The sequence below is a fragment of the Trinickia sp. genome (genome assembly GCF_036503415.1).
Lineage (GTDB): Bacteria > Pseudomonadota > Gammaproteobacteria > Burkholderiales > Burkholderiaceae > Trinickia.
In genome coordinates this window covers 1-13,827 of the sequence record NZ_DASXWY010000220.1, presented here as the reverse complement: position 1 = coordinate 13,827, position 13,827 = coordinate 1, and the positions used below count along the sequence as shown (strand labels likewise).

The following is a 13,827-nucleotide window of genomic DNA, read 5'->3' as shown; positions in this document are numbered from 1 at the left end:
GAGTATAACATCTCGACCTCAGCCTATGAAACCTTCAAGCGGCCGCACCGAGCGCATCGCGGCCCTCGCCGCCATCGCCCTCTTCGGCGTTGCTCTCGCGGTATTGCCGGCCACGGCGTCGCATGCGCAAACCACGCACGCGACGCGCGACGAGACGCCGCAAGCCGACTCGTCCATCGCGGCGCAAAATTGGAATGCGGCCCTCTCCGAGCTCGACGCGCGAATCGCATCGAACCCGCGCGACGCGCAAGCAAAATTCAAACGCGGCACCGTACTCGCACATTTGAATCGCGATAGCGAGGCCATCGAACAATTCGTCGAACTCACTCAGGCGTACCCCGAACTGCCTGAGCCTTACAACAATCTCGCGGCGCTCTACGCGAAAGCTGGTCGCTACGACGACGCGCGCGTCGCGCTCGAAACGGCGGTCAAGGCGAATCCCGGGTATGGCCTTGCCTACGAGAATCTGGGCGATCTTTATCTGCGGATGTCGGCCGAAGCCTACAAGCGCGCGCAACGGCTCGGCCGCACGAGCGGCGCAACGAACGCGCGCCTTGCCGATATCGAACGCATCGTCGCCCCGCGCGCCGCGAAAAAGCCGCTAGCACGCGCCGCGGCAACGGCGGCCCCCGCGTCGACGGTCGCGGCGCCCGACGCCCCTCCGCTCACGACAGGTTCCCCGAGTCCGTTTGCGCCCGCCCCTTACATCGCGCCGTCGAACTGAGCGCGGTTTTTCTTTTTTTCCACGCATGAGGATGCTCATGAAACGCTTCTGGTTGGCGCTAGGCAGCGCCGCTCTGATCGCGAGTGCGCCCGCGCTCGCGCAAACGGCTTCTTCCGCCGCGCACCCGCAAGTGCTGTTGAAGACGAGCGAGGGCGATATCCGCGTCGAGCTCTATCCCGACAAAGCGCCGAAGACGGTCGCGAACTTTCTCGACTACGTCAAATCCGGCCAGTACAGCGGCACGATCTTCCACCGCGTGATTCGCGGCTTCATGATTCAAGGCGGCGGCTTCACCACCGGCTATGAGGAAAAACCGACGCGTGCGCCGATCCCGCTCGAAAGCCGCAACGGTCTGAAGAACGTAGCGGGAACGATCGCGATGGCGCGCACGAGCGATCCGAACTCGGCTACCGCCCAGTTCTTCATCAATACGGTCGACAACGACGGGCTCGACTATCCGAAACCGGATGGCAACGGCTATGCCGTCTTCGGCAAGGTCGTCTCGGGCATGGATGTCGTGAAGAAAATCGAGGCCACCCCCACCACGACGCGCGGCCCGATGGCCGATGTGCCGCAAAAACCGATCGTGATCGAGTCGGCAAGCGTCGTTTCGAAATAACGCTCCACCCGCCGCCGGCAGGTCGCCGCGCGGCATTTCTCAAGCGAAGGAATTCATCATGGTCGAACTGCATACGAACCACGGCGTCATCAAGCTCGAACTCGATGCCGAAAAAGCGCCGAAGAGTGTCGAGAACTTTCTCAACTACGTGAAGAAGGGACACTACGACAACACGGTCTTTCACCGCGTAATCGACGGATTCATGATCCAGGGCGGCGGCTTCGAACCGGGCATGAAGCAAAAGCCGACCGATGCGCCGATCGCCAACGAGGCGAACAACGGCCTGAAGAACGTGACGGGGTCCGTCGCGATGGCTCGGACGAACGATCCGCACTCAGCCACTGCGCAGTTCTTCATCAACGTCAACGATAACGACTTCCTCAACCACTCGTCGCCGACGCCGCAAGGCTGGGGTTACGCGGTGTTCGGGCGGGTGGTCGAAGGACTCGACATCGTCGAGAAGATCAAGAAGGTGAAGACGAGTTCGAAGGGCTTCCATCAGGACGTCCCCGTCGACGATGTCATCATCGAAAAAGCAGTCGTCGTCGATTGAACACGAGCGTCATCCGTGCGGGCGTTTCGTCGCGTCAAGACGGGCCGCCCCGCAGCAATGAATCGACCGTGCCGGCCGAGCACGTGCATACGCGCGGCCATGCGCCGCGTCCGCTGCTGTTCATCTCCGATCTGCATCTGAGTCCGCACATTCCGCGTACGGTCGCGGCCTTCGAGCACTTCATTCTCATGACCGCGGACAGTGCGGATTCCGTCTTCGTGCTCGGCGATCTGTTCGAGTATTGGATTGGCGACGATATGCTCAGGGTCGATCCGTTCGCCGCGCGCATCGCCGAGGTGCTGCATACGCTCTCCGAGCGCGGGATCGCGCTTTACATCATGCATGGGAATCGGGATTTTCTGCTCGGCAAGCGCTTCATGCGCGCCGCCGGCGCGATCTGGCTGCCCGATCCGTTCGTGATGACGGCTTTCGGCGCGCGCATCGTGCTCGCCCATGGCGATGCGCTGTGCACCGCGGATCACAAGTACCAGACGTTCCGTCGGCTCGCGCGTTGGCGCGCCGCGCAACTGCTGTTCCTGGCCTGGCCGCTCAAATGGCGGCAGGCGCTCGCCGAACGGATGCGCGTGTCGAGCGAAGCAGGCCGCACGCGGCCGCCGTCACCGCTTTACGACGTCACGACGAAGGGCGTGGCGGCGCTTTTCAAGGCTAGCGGGACAACCACGATGATCCATGGCCATACGCACAAGCCCGCATGCCATCAGGGAACAGAAGGCACCCGCTGGGTGCTGCCCGACTGGGATCTCGACCACGGCGCACGGCGCGGCGGATACCTGCGCGTCGACGCCGAGGGCATTCGGGCATTGCCGCTCGACTGACCGCGTCCGGCCGCGCCCGCCTTTCGCTCAAGGTTGGGCGACCTTGCCTTCGATCGCCGCGGAGATGCGGCGCAGTTCCGATAGCGCACCATCGGCGCCATCGAGCGCCTGCAGACGCTCGCCCAAACGTTCGAGCGCCGCGACGACTTCATCGACGCGCTGGCTTTCTTTGGCAGCATGGTCGATGAGCCCGTGCAGCGCGAGCGAGTAGGGATCCTCGGCGTTCGGCGTAATGCCGTAGGCACAAAACGCGGTGCGCTCCGGCGTGCTTGCGACCGTCGGTCTTGCATCGGCCGCCACGACGATGCGGGCCGGATTGCCAACCGCCGTACCGCCGGCCGGCACCGGTTTGACGACGACCGCATTCGAGCCGATCTTGGCTTCGGCACCCACGGTGAACCCACCCAGCACCTTGGCACCGGCGCCCACGATGACGCCCCGCTCGAGCGTCGGATGCCGTTTTGCACCGCGGGTCAGCATCGTGCCGCCGAGCGTGACGCCCTGATAGATCGTGCAATCGTCCCCTACCTCGGCCGTCTCGCCGATGACGACGCCCATCCCGTGGTCGATGAAAACGCGTCGACCGATCGTCGCACCTGGATGAATCTCGATGCCGGTCAGAAAGCGGGCGAACTGCGAGATGGCGCGCGCGAGCCAGCGGCGTCCGGCTTGCCAGCAGACGTGCGCGACCCGATGCAGCACGATCGCATGCAAGCCCGGATAACAGGTGAGGACTTCCCAGGCACTGCGCGCGGCCGGATCCCGCTCCCGAATGGAGGCAATGTCTTCGCGAAGTCTCGTGAACATATGAATGGCTCGCTCGAAAAGCCGCGGCTGCGGCGCGCGAAGGCGCGCATATGACCTGCGGCGATTTGCATATGACCGACCGGCCGATTGTAGAGTGAACCGACGCTTTTTGCCCGAGGCGCTTTTTCGCCCTGTTCGTCTCAGGGAGATTGTCGAAACACCGGGGGCCCGGCGGGGGCGCCCCGGTAGAGGCTCGCCTCGCGCGAGCCCGTCGGATCGCGGCTGTCAGTCGCCCGGGCCGGACGTCTTGAGCAAGATGTGCTTGGCGATGCCGCGGACGATGTTGACTTCCTCGCGCTCGAGTCCCGCGCGCGCGAAAAGCCGCCGCAGCCGCGACATCAGCTTCTTGGGGTTCGACGGATCGAGAAACTCCAGCGCAATCAGCGCATTCTCCAGATGCACGAACATCCGCTCGATTTCCTCGCTCGGCGCGCGCGGACCGAGCCCCTCGCCCGACGGTACGTCGACGGTCTCGCCAAGATAGGCGAGCCGCAGCTCGTAGGCGAGCACCTGAACCGCCTGAGCGAGATTGAGCGAGCTGTAGGCGGGATTCGCCGGGATATGTGCGAGCGCACTGCAGCGCTCGACGTGTTCGTTCGACAGCCCGGTGCGCTCGTTACCGAAAACGAATGCGACATCGCCTTGCGCGGTATGGCGACATGCCTCGCTTGCCGCGATACGCGGCGCCATCTGCGGCGGTCCGTACTCGCGCGTGCGCGCCGTCAGCGCCACCGACCACTGCACGCCGGCCAAGGCCTCGCCAAGCGTCGGAACGATGGTTGCGCAGGCGAGCACGTCGTCCGCGCCGCTCGCCATCGCGATGGCTTCGGCATCCGTCTTCACATGACCGACGCGGGGCGCCACGAGCACCAGCCGTGAAAAACCCATGGTTTTCAAGGCGCGCGCCGCCGCGCCCACGTTACCGGGATGGCTCGGCTCGACGAGCACGAAGAGGGTAGAGGTAAAGCCGCCGTGCGGCCCCGCCGTGGCGGGGTCTATGTCCGGCGTCTGCAACGAACGATGATTGGATGAGTTCAAGATGAGTCGATCGATTCCCAGTGAGACGAGCGGCACACGCGGCATCGCGCCCGGCCGACAGATGCGCTTATGGTATCGCCATGTGACGACCAGGGCCGCGGCGAATGTCCCAAGACGGCCGTGCACGCGTTCGCTGTCCTCGCCGGAGCGCCGCGCCGCGGTCGCTTCCTGGTAAAATCCCGTCTATTCGCGCGCGGTGGGCCGAACATAGTGCGATCGGCCGCGTGCGCTCCGCTCTTCTTCAATTCGTCTTCGTCGACGGAATCCGCGCCCGGCGCGCATTCCGGGCGGTTTTGGCCCCATCCGCGGCGGCGTCGGCGCCTCGCGGTAAAAGGAATCTGTTCATGCATCCTATGCTCAATATCGCTGTCAAGGCCGCTCGCCGCGCCGGGCAGATCATCAACCGGGCATCGCTCGATCTCGACCTCATCCAGGTCAGCAAAAAACAGCACAACGATTTCGTCACGGAGGTCGACAAGGCGGCGGAAGCAGCGATCATCGATACGCTGAAGACCGCCTACCCCGATCACGCGATCCTCGCCGAGGAATCGGGCCGCTCGGAAAACGAATCCGATTTCCAATGGATCATCGATCCGCTCGACGGCACGACGAATTTCATTCACGGGCTGCCCTACTACTGTGTATCGATCGCGTTGGCCCACAAGGGCATCGTTACCCAGGCGTGTGTGTACGACCCCACTCGCAACGATCTTTACACCGCCTCGCGCGGCCGCGGCGCCTATCTGAACGACCGGCGCATTCGCGTCGGCCGCCGCGACCGGCTCGCCGATGCGTTGATCGGTACGGGGTTCCCGTTTCGCGAGAACGATCGGCTCGAAGCCTACTGCCGCCTGTTCGCGGAAATGACGCGCTCGTGCACGGGGCTGCGCCGGCCGGGCGCGGCGGCGCTCGATCTCGCGAACGTCGCAGCGGGTCGGCTGGACGGCTTTTTCGAGCAAGGCATCAGCGCCTGGGACATGGCAGCAGGCAGCCTGCTCATCACGGAGGCGGGCGGGCTCGTCGGCAATTACACGGGCGATTCGGAGTTCCTCCATGTCGGCGAGATCGTCGCAGGCAACCCGAAGATCTACGCTCAAATGGTGCCCATTCTCTCGCCGTATAGCCGGCGAGCACAGCAAGACTGACGGCGACCGAGGGCCCTGGTCCGCATGCGCGGAGCGGTCAGGCCAACGTCAGGTCATGTAACGGGGGCGGCTGCGGCCGCCCTTTGCTTTTTTGTCCTCCATCCGCGTGCCATCGTCGCCGTTGCTGCCCATGAAGAAAGGCTTTTACACGATCATTGCCGCTCAGTTCGTCTCGTCGGTAGCCGATAACGCGCTGCTCATCGCAGCGATCGCACTGCTGTTCGCCATGCGTGCCGCGAATTGGGTCACGCCTTTGCTGCAGATCTTCTTCACGGCGTCCTACGTGCTGCTTGCCCCGTTCGTCGGCGCATTCGCCGATGCCCTGCAAAAGCGCCATGTCATGTTCACGGCCAATGCGGCCAAGGCCATCGGCTGTGCAATGATGATCGCCGGCGTGCATCCGATCGTCGCCTACGGCGTGGTCGGTTTCGGCGCGGCGGCCTACTCGCCCGCCAAGTACGGCATCCTCACCGAGCTGCTGCCGGCCGAGCGGCTCGTTGCGGCCAATGCCTGGCTCGAATCCGCAACCGTGCTCTCGACCATTGCCGGCACCGCGCTGGGCGGCGCGCTCGTCAGCGCCTATGTCGAGCACGCTATCGCGGGCATGCACTTGCCGTTGATACTGCATGCGCCACAGTTCGCCATGTTCGCCGTCATGTCGGTGTACGGGCTGGCCGCGCTCATCAACATCGGGATTCCCGATACGGGCGCCCGGTATCCGAACCGCCTGCGCGAGCCCGGCCGGCTGCTCACCGACTTCCTCCAATGCTTCAACACGCTATGGGTGGACAAGCTGGCCCAGATCCCGCTGGCAGTGACGACGCTGATGTGGGGCGGCGCGGTCACGCTCCAGTTGCTCGTGCTCAAGTGGGCCGCCGTCAATCTCGGCCTGACGCTCTCGAAAGCCGCACTGATGCAGGGCGCAACGGGCATCGGCATCGCTCTGGGCGCCGCGGCCGCCGCAGCATGGGTACCTCTCGCGCGTTCGCTACGCGTGCTGCCGGTCGGCGTGTGGGCCGGCCTCGTGACGGCAGCGATGGCGTTCTACGGTAAAGGGCTTTTCCCCGCTTCCGCAGGCGCTCATTTGGGCAGCGCTTTCGTGCCGCTTTACGTTCTGCTCGCCTATCCGCTGATGATCGGCCTCGGCGGCCTGGCCGGCTTTTTCGTGGTGCCGATGAACGCCCTTTTGCAGCATCGCGGCGCGACGCTCGTGACGGCCGGCCATTCGATCGCCGTACAGAACTTCAATCAGAACATTGCAGTGCTGTTGATGCTCGGCGCGTATGCCCTGCTGCTCGCGGCGAAGATGCCGGTGCAATGGATCATCGTCGCGTTCGGCGCGTTCGTCTGCGCCATGATCTGGCTCGTAAAGCGGCACGGCGATGCCACCGCGCGGCATCTGGACATCGCGGCGATGATCGACGAATGAGCCGCAATGCCCGCCGCCGGTCAAACGGGTCACGCGCAGCAGCGAAATCCGGCGAAGATGTCGTTTCTATGCGGCAAATAGAAGTTGCGATACCGAGGGTGCTGCATGCGTTCGCGGGTCACGAACGAGCCTCCGCGAACCGACCGGTGGCTACCGAACCACGGCACCGAGTATTCCTGGTAGGGATCGGCGGAAAACTCCGCGTACGGCAAAAACGAATCGGATGTCCATTCCCACACCGAACCGCCCCAGTCGATGAGCTCACGCGTGGCCGCGTATTCCCATTCCGCCTCCGTCGGCAAACGCTTGCCCGCCCAGCGGCAATACGCTTCGGCCTCGAAGGCATTGACATGGCATACGGGCAACTCGAGCGGCAGCGGCACCCATTCGCCGAACCAGCGCCATTCCCATTGGCCGGAGCGGCCAGCCACGGCTGCGTCGCCGGCCGGACGCCAGCGCGCGGGATGAGCAAGGCCGCTTTGCCGCAGCCACGCCGTACCGGATGCGGACCACCATTGCGGGTCGAGGTATCCGCCGCTGTCCACGAATTGCGCGAAGGCGGCATTGCTGACGCACGTTCGATCGATTCGGAACGGGGGGACCTCGACCGGATGCGCCCACTTCTCGTTGTCGAAGACGAATCCTTGCCCGGGCTGCGACCCCATCGCGAACGTTTCCCCACCCGCCGCTGCGGCCCCCGCGTTCGAGCGTACCGCAGGCAGGACGAGCGGCGCGTGCGGCGGGTAGTCGAGCGTCTGGCGCATGTAAGTCAGCGCTTCCGCGTGCATGTCCTCGTGGAACAATGCAAGCCTGAAAAAATAGAGATCCCGATCCGTTTCATCCGCCGCGTCCAGCGCGGCAAGGACCTGCTCCAGCACATCAGCGACATACTGGCGTATTTCGGCATGCGACGGTAACGCCAGATGCCAGCGATCCTGATGTGCCACGCGCATCGAATCGAAAAGGCCATCCGCCTGCTCCATCGTGGAAGGCAAAGTCGCGCTCAGGCGGCCATCCGGGTCCGGGCGCGGCGCCCTGAGCACCCAATGCTCCGTAAACCACGCGATGTGTGCATACTCCCACAAGGGCGGGTTGATGCCGCGGTCGTAGCGGACCTGCCATTGGGACGGCGACAGTTCCCGAAGGACGTCCCAGGTTCGCCGGTGCGCATCGGCGAATGCCGCGGCCAGCTCGACCTTACCGATGTGTCTTGCCGCTATTCCCTCAGAGCCGAGTGTCATGCGTCCTCCGAAGCCAACCGTTGCGATTATCAGCCCGGCGCTGCGCAAAGCCAACAACGGCAATTGGCAAACCGCTCATCGCTGGTCCCGGTTTCTGCGCGCCGGCTACGATGTCACGCTGGCGAGCGAATGGGCGGGACCCGCCGCGGGCGACCTGGCGCCCGCATGCCTGATCGCGCTGCATGCGCGGCGCTCGGCCGACGCCGTCGCGCGATTCGCCGATGCCTGCCCGAAACGCCCGTTGATCGTGGTACTCACGGGAACGGACCTTTACCGGGATATCCGCAGCGATCCTGCCGCGCAGCGTTCCCTCGAGCTCGCGACGTATCTCGTGGTGCTGCAAGACGAAGGCCCGTTCGAGCTGTCCGCCGCTCATCGCGGGAAGTGCCGTGTGATCTATCAATCCGCAATCGCGTGCCATTCTCGCTCCGTGGGTTCCGAATACTTCGACGTCGTACTCGTCGGCCATATGCGGCCGGAAAAGGATCCGCTGACCGCCATGCGGTCGCTCGCCCTTCTTCCCGACGATTCGCGCATACGCATGACTCACGTCGGCGGGGCGCTCGACGATGAATACCTGCGCGCAGTCCAGGCGCTGCAAGCGCAAAGATGGCCGCTCGGCGAGCGCTATTCGTGGCTGGCGAATCTACCGCATGCCGAGACGCGGCGACGCATCGCCGGCGCGCAAGCGCTGGTGATTTCGAGCGTCATGGAAGGCGGCGCCAACGTCATTGTCGAAGCGATCACGAGCGGCGTACCCGTGTTGGCGAGCCGCATCCCGGGCAATATCGGGATGCTGGGCCGCGATTACGAAGGCTATTTCCCGCCCGGCGACGCCGTGCAGCTGGCGGAACTACTCCAGCGCGCAAGCCAGGACATCGGCTTTCTGACGCGCCTGCGCCAACAGTGCGCGCAACGCGCGCCGCTTTTCGCGCCTGCGCGGGAGCGCGCCGAAGTGATTAAACTTGTGGCCGACGCCCTGCGCCCGACATAACCGGAGACCTCTCGTGAATCAGCCAGCCAACGCAACGATCAAACTCACATCGCTCTCCCACGGCGGCGGATGCGGATGCAAAATTGCCCCGGGCGTGCTGTCCGAAATTCTGAAGAATTCGATGCGGCTGCCCGCTCCGGCAGCACTCCTCGTCGGCAAGGAAACCAGCGATGACGCCGCTGTCTACAAGCTCAACGAAAGCCAGGCGCTGATCGCCACTACGGACTTCTTCATGCCGGTGGTCGACGATCCATACGACTTCGGGCGTATCGCCGCCACCAACGCCATCTCCGATGTCTATGCAATGGGTGGAACGCCCATCATGGCGCTCGCACTGGTGGGTATGCCCATCGACAAGCTGCCGACCGAAGTCATCGCCAAAATCCTGGAGGGCGGGGAATCGGTCTGCGCGCAAGCCGGCATTCCTGTCGCCGGCGGCCATACGATCGACTCCGTCGAACCGATTTATGGGCTCGTGGTGCTGGGGCTCGTGCATCCCGATCGAGTCAAGAAAAACGACGCCGCCCAGCCTGGGGACAAGCTGATCCTGGGCAAACCGCTGGGTGTGGGCGTACTATCGGCGGCGGTCAAGAAAGACAAACTCGATGAGGCCGGCTATCGGGCGCTGATCGCGTGCACCACGCAGCTCAATACTCCGGGACGGCGGCTCGCCGATGTGATGGACGTCCATGCGCTGACAGACGTCACCGGCTTTGGTCTGCTCGGCCATTTGTTGGAACTTTGCCGCGGCGCGGGTCTGGGCGCGAGCTTGAACATGGATCGCATTCCGTTGCTGCCGGGCGTGCTCGAACTCGCGAATGCCGGCATGGTGACCGGAGCGTCGGCGCGCAATTGGGCGAGCTATGGCGATGCGGTGGACTTGGCCTCGTCGATCACGCCCAGCCTGCATGCGCTCCTGACCGATCCTCAAACGAGCGGTGGTCTGCTCGTGTCCTGCGCACCGAGCGCGGCGGACGCGATTCTCGATATTTTCCGCAGCGAAGGATTCGAAGACGCGGCCGTGATCGGCGAGATGATCCCAGGTCCCGCCCGGGTCGCCGTGGCATAAGCCGGTTTCGCATCAACCGTTCACTCAACCCTCATTGGATTTCGGCGCATCATGCCCTTCATCGCCCTCTGGCCCATCCTCAAACGCATTGTCGCAATCGCCCTCTTTGGGCTTGTTTTTCTCACGCCCGCCAGGGCACAGCAGCATGTGCTGAGGGTGTCGGCCATCCCCGACGAATCGCCGACCGAACTACAGCGCAAGTTCGCGCCACTCGGGAAATACCTCGAGAAGAAAACGGGAATGAAGGTCGAGTTCGTGCCGGTCACGGACTATGCGGCGGTAGTCGAGTCGCTGGCGACCGGAAAAATCGACCTCGCCTGGTTGGGCGGCTTTACCTACGTACAAAGCAAGATCCGCACGAATGGCGCAACCGTGCCCATCGTACAACGGCAGGAAGATGCGACGTTCACCAGTAAGTTCATTACGGCTGTCCCTGGCATCAAATCGTTAGCGGACCTGAAGGGCCACACGTTCGTCTTCGGCGCGCCGTCATCGACATCCGGCCATTTGATGCCGCGTTATTTCCTGCTGCAAGCGGGCATCGATCCCGACAAGGACTTCAAGACGGTGGCGTTTTCGGGCGCGCACGACGCAACCGCCGCTTTCGTCGAGTCCGGCCGGGCTGACGCGGGCGTGCTCAACGCATCCGTGTGGGACAAGCTGGTCGAGCAGCACAAGGTGGATCCGACGAAGGTCAGAGTATTCGCCGTGACACCGCCCTACTACGATTACAACTGGACCGTGCGCGGCGGGCTCGATCCGGCCTTGCGCAAGACTTTGACCGAAGCTTTCCTCCGCCTGGATCCGCACGATCCCGAGCAACGGGCCATCATGGCGTTGCAACGGACCGTCAAGTTCATTCCGACCAAGCCGGAAAACTATGCCGGCATCGAAGCCGCGGCTCGCACCGCGGGCCTCATCAAGTGAGCTTCCAGCTCGACGCGGTCGGCCTCGGCTACCCCAACGGGCACCGGGCGCTCAGGCAGATCACGATGTCCGCTAAGCGCGGCGAGCGCATTGCGCTCATCGGTCCATCGGGTGCGGGAAAGACTTCGATGCTGCGCTTGCTCGCCACCTCGCTGCGGCCCAGCGAGGGTCGTATCGAGGTCCTCGGGCTCAGCCCGTGGGAGCTGTCGGCGGCACGCCTGCGGCGATTGCGATCGCGCATCGGCATGGTGCACCAGGCGCCCCCCCTGCCGCCGCGCCAACGCGTCGTCACCGCCGTTCTAGCGGGCCGCCTCGGGGCTTGGCCCGGATGGAAGTCTTTGCTCTCTCTGGTCTATCCGCTCGATACGACGGGGGCCGGCGATGAGCTCGCGAGGCTCGAGCTTGCCGATCGCCTGTTCGATCGTTGCGATCGATTGTCCGGCGGTCAGTTGCAGCGCGTCGGCATCGCGCGCGTGTTGTACCAGCGTCCCGATTTGATCCTGGCGGACGAGCCCGTATCGGCCATGGATCCCACGTTGTCCAACCTTGCTCTCGGCGAACTGTGCAAGCAGGCCGACGCGGATGGCGCAGCACTGGTAGCCAGCCTGCATGCGGTCGATCTCGCGCTGCGCTGGTTTCCGCGCATCGTCGGCCTGAGGTCGGGCGAAATCGCCTTCGACTTGCCCGTCGCCCGCGTGAGCGATGGATTGCTGAGAGAACTTTATGCGTCCGAAGGCGACGCTCCGCCGGTACAAGGCAACGACACGCTATCGATCCGCACGACGCGCGGTCCCTCACCACGGACGGCCTGCCAATGATCGCGCATCCCCGCGATCCTCTCGCGCTGCGTCGCGCGTCCACCCTGGTGCTAGCGCTGATCGTGCTGTGGCCGCTCTTGAGGCTGTCGCAATTTCATCCGGCGGCCCTGTTCGAGGCCGGCAATCTGAAGGTCGCAGGACGTTTTCTTCGCCACTTCCTTCCGCCGGACGCTTCGGCGGAGTTTCTGGGCTTGGTCGCCAAGGCCACGGTCGAAACGTTGGCCATCGCCACGGCCGGAATCGCGCTCGCGTTTGTACTCGCCGCACCGCTGGCTGCGGCCATGGCGCGCAACTTGTCGATTTCGCGGATCGGCCCCGGCCGCGGCTATCGAACACGCGCAGTGACGCGCGCCGGCGTGCGCGCCATCGTGCTGCTGCTACGGGGCATACCGGAGCTCGTTTGGGCGCTGGTGTTCGTACGGGTGCTGGGACTCGGGGCCGCCGCCGGCGTGCTGGCGCTCGCAATCACCTATGGCGGCATGCTGGCCAAGGTCTATACGGAAATCCTCGAATCGAGCGACGCGCGCCCCGCACATGCGCTGCTCGGCAGCGGCAGCCCGCGTCTGTCGGCGCTGGCCTATGGGCTATTGCCCAATGCAGCGCGCGAACTCGTGTCTTACACGGTATATCGCTGGGAGTGCGCAATCCGCGCATCGGTGGTCATGGGATTCGTCGGGGCCGGCGGGCTCGGCCAATTGATGGATCAGGCGATGAAGATGCTCGACGGCGGCGAAACGGCGACGATCCTCGTGACGTTTTTGCTACTCGTGCTGCTCGCGGATGCACTCAGCGCGGGCTTGCGCAAACTGTTGGACTGAGCGATGGCGAGCGAAGCTAAACCGGTCCGCATCTGCACGAAATGCCTGCTAATGGGAATCGCTGTCGCCACGGCGGTGTCGGGCAGCTTCGCCTATCTCTCGCTCGATATCGGCCAGCTCGTTTCGGCGGCCGCCGCCCGCGACATGCTGCATTTCCTGCTGTCGTTCTTCCCGCCTGAACTAGCGCCAGCGTTTCTCTCGAAGACAGCTTTCAGCATGCTCGAAACGCTTGCGGTTTCCGCCATCGGGACGCTCTGCGCGGCGTTATTCGGCTTTGCGTTGGCGCTGCCGGCATCGGGCATGTACGGAACGAGTCTGCGCGCGCTATCGCGTTTGCTGTTGAATCTGCTGCGCGCCGTCCCCGAACTCGTATGGGCGACCTTGACCGTTCTCGTCGCCGGACTGGGGCCGTTCGCCGGTACCCTCGCGCTGGCGCTGCATACCGCTGGCGTCCTGGGCCGCCTTTTCGCGGAAACGCTGGAGAATGCGCCAGATGCGCCCGCGCGTGCGCTGACGGAAGTGGGAAGCTCCCATGCGATGGCGTTCGTCTACGGAACGCTGCCCTGCGTCCAGCCGCAGTTCCTGGCCTATGTGCTTTATCGATGGGAGACCAACATCCGCATGGCAGCGATTCTGGGCTTCGTCGGCGCGGGCGGTCTCGGCCAGATGCTCTACTACGAGCTCTCCCTGTTCCACCTGCCGCAAGCATGCACGGTGATCGTCGCGATGCTCGTGCTCGCGGCCTTCGTCGATACGGCCAGCGCACTAATGCGCCGGCGCAGCGTCCTCGCGCACTGAAGCCCGCAAGG

General features: G+C 64.4%; 15 protein-coding genes. 12 read left to right on the top strand and 3 right to left on the bottom strand.

Translation table 11 applies throughout. From position 1 onward, the window contains the following. The first annotated feature begins 25 nt into the window (after window positions 1-25). The 4 genes from VGL01_RS25040 to VGL01_RS25025 are packed head-to-tail and all read left to right on the top strand — an operon-like array spanning window position 26 to window position 2,732. Window positions 26-724, top strand: a complete 699-nt coding sequence (locus VGL01_RS25040) for a tetratricopeptide repeat protein (RefSeq protein WP_331574204.1) — start codon at window positions 26-28, stop codon at window positions 722-724. Window positions 725-761: 37 nt separating this feature from the next. Beyond that, complete coding sequence (locus tag VGL01_RS25035; protein WP_331574203.1) at window positions 762-1,343, top strand: peptidylprolyl isomerase; 582 nt, start codon at window positions 762-764, stop codon at window positions 1,341-1,343. Between the two features lie 58 nt (window positions 1,344-1,401). Beyond that, window positions 1,402-1,896: a peptidylprolyl isomerase gene (locus tag VGL01_RS25030; protein ID WP_331574201.1), complete on the top strand. Its 495-nt coding sequence runs from the start codon at window positions 1,402-1,404 to the stop codon at window positions 1,894-1,896. Further along, the gene (locus VGL01_RS25025; protein ID WP_331574200.1) at window positions 1,893-2,732 is read left to right on the top strand and encodes a UDP-2,3-diacylglucosamine diphosphatase; all 840 of its coding nucleotides are present in this window, start codon (window positions 1,893-1,895) and stop codon (window positions 2,730-2,732) included. Before VGL01_RS25030 ends, VGL01_RS25025 begins: the two co-directional genes overlap by 4 nt. A gap of 27 nt (window positions 2,733-2,759) precedes the next feature. Here the strand turns inward: VGL01_RS25025 and cysE are convergent, their stop codons facing one another. Both cysE and VGL01_RS25015 read right to left on the bottom strand, forming a co-directional pair. Next, entirely contained in the window at window positions 2,760-3,539 is a 780-nt protein-coding gene (gene cysE, locus VGL01_RS25020) for a serine O-acetyltransferase (RefSeq protein WP_331574199.1), read from the bottom strand. A 225-nt stretch (window positions 3,540-3,764) separates the two neighbouring features. Continuing rightward, entirely contained in the window at window positions 3,765-4,577 is an 813-nt protein-coding gene (locus VGL01_RS25015; RefSeq protein WP_414720351.1) for an RNA methyltransferase, read from the bottom strand. A gap of 344 nt (window positions 4,578-4,921) precedes the next feature. Here VGL01_RS25015 and VGL01_RS25010 point away from each other — a divergent pair, with 344 nt between their 5' ends. Both VGL01_RS25010 and lplT read left to right on the top strand, forming a co-directional pair. Then, window positions 4,922-5,722 carry an inositol monophosphatase family protein gene (locus tag VGL01_RS25010; protein ID WP_331574198.1) on the top strand — a complete coding sequence of 267 codons (801 nt, stop codon included), beginning with the start codon at window positions 4,922-4,924 and terminating at the stop codon, window positions 5,720-5,722. A gap of 130 nt (window positions 5,723-5,852) precedes the next feature. Further along, on the top strand, window positions 5,853-7,151 hold the full coding sequence (lplT, locus tag VGL01_RS25005; protein WP_331574197.1) for a lysophospholipid transporter LplT: 1,299 nt from the start codon (window positions 5,853-5,855) through the stop codon (window positions 7,149-7,151). A 29-nt stretch (window positions 7,152-7,180) separates the two neighbouring features. On the opposite strand, the gene senA is transcribed toward lplT, so the two are convergent. Beyond that, window positions 7,181-8,392 carry a selenoneine synthase SenA gene (senA, locus tag VGL01_RS25000; RefSeq protein ID WP_331574195.1) on the bottom strand — a complete coding sequence of 404 codons (1,212 nt, stop codon included), beginning with the start codon at window positions 8,390-8,392 and terminating at the stop codon, window positions 7,181-7,183. Between senA and senB the strand changes: the two genes are divergently transcribed. The 6 genes from senB to phnE are packed head-to-tail and all read left to right on the top strand — an operon-like array spanning window position 8,391 to window position 13,816. Continuing rightward, complete coding sequence (gene senB, locus VGL01_RS24995) at window positions 8,391-9,386, top strand: selenoneine biosynthesis selenosugar synthase SenB (protein WP_331574193.1); 996 nt, start codon at window positions 8,391-8,393, stop codon at window positions 9,384-9,386. The genes senA and senB overlap by 2 nt on opposite strands. A 13-nt stretch (window positions 9,387-9,399) precedes the next feature. Beyond that, window positions 9,400-10,455, top strand: a complete 1,056-nt coding sequence (selD, locus tag VGL01_RS24990) for a selenide, water dikinase SelD (protein ID WP_331574191.1) — start codon at window positions 9,400-9,402, stop codon at window positions 10,453-10,455. Window positions 10,456-10,506: 51 nt separating this feature from the next. Continuing rightward, complete coding sequence (locus VGL01_RS24985; protein WP_331574189.1) at window positions 10,507-11,382, top strand: putative selenate ABC transporter substrate-binding protein; 876 nt, start codon at window positions 10,507-10,509, stop codon at window positions 11,380-11,382. Beyond that, the gene (locus tag VGL01_RS24980; protein WP_331574187.1) at window positions 11,379-12,200 is read left to right on the top strand and encodes a phosphonate ABC transporter ATP-binding protein; all 822 of its coding nucleotides are present in this window, start codon (window positions 11,379-11,381) and stop codon (window positions 12,198-12,200) included. The genes VGL01_RS24985 and VGL01_RS24980 overlap by 4 nt, the downstream gene beginning before the upstream one ends. Next, window positions 12,197-13,018 carry a PhnE/PtxC family ABC transporter permease gene (locus VGL01_RS24975; RefSeq protein WP_331574185.1) on the top strand — a complete coding sequence of 274 codons (822 nt, stop codon included), beginning with the start codon at window positions 12,197-12,199 and terminating at the stop codon, window positions 13,016-13,018. Before VGL01_RS24980 ends, VGL01_RS24975 begins: the two co-directional genes overlap by 4 nt. Window positions 13,019-13,069: 51 nt before the next feature. Beyond that, the gene (gene phnE / locus VGL01_RS24970; protein ID WP_414720350.1) at window positions 13,070-13,816 is read left to right on the top strand and encodes a phosphonate ABC transporter, permease protein PhnE; all 747 of its coding nucleotides are present in this window, start codon (window positions 13,070-13,072) and stop codon (window positions 13,814-13,816) included. The last annotated feature ends 11 nt before the right edge of the window (window positions 13,817-13,827 follow it).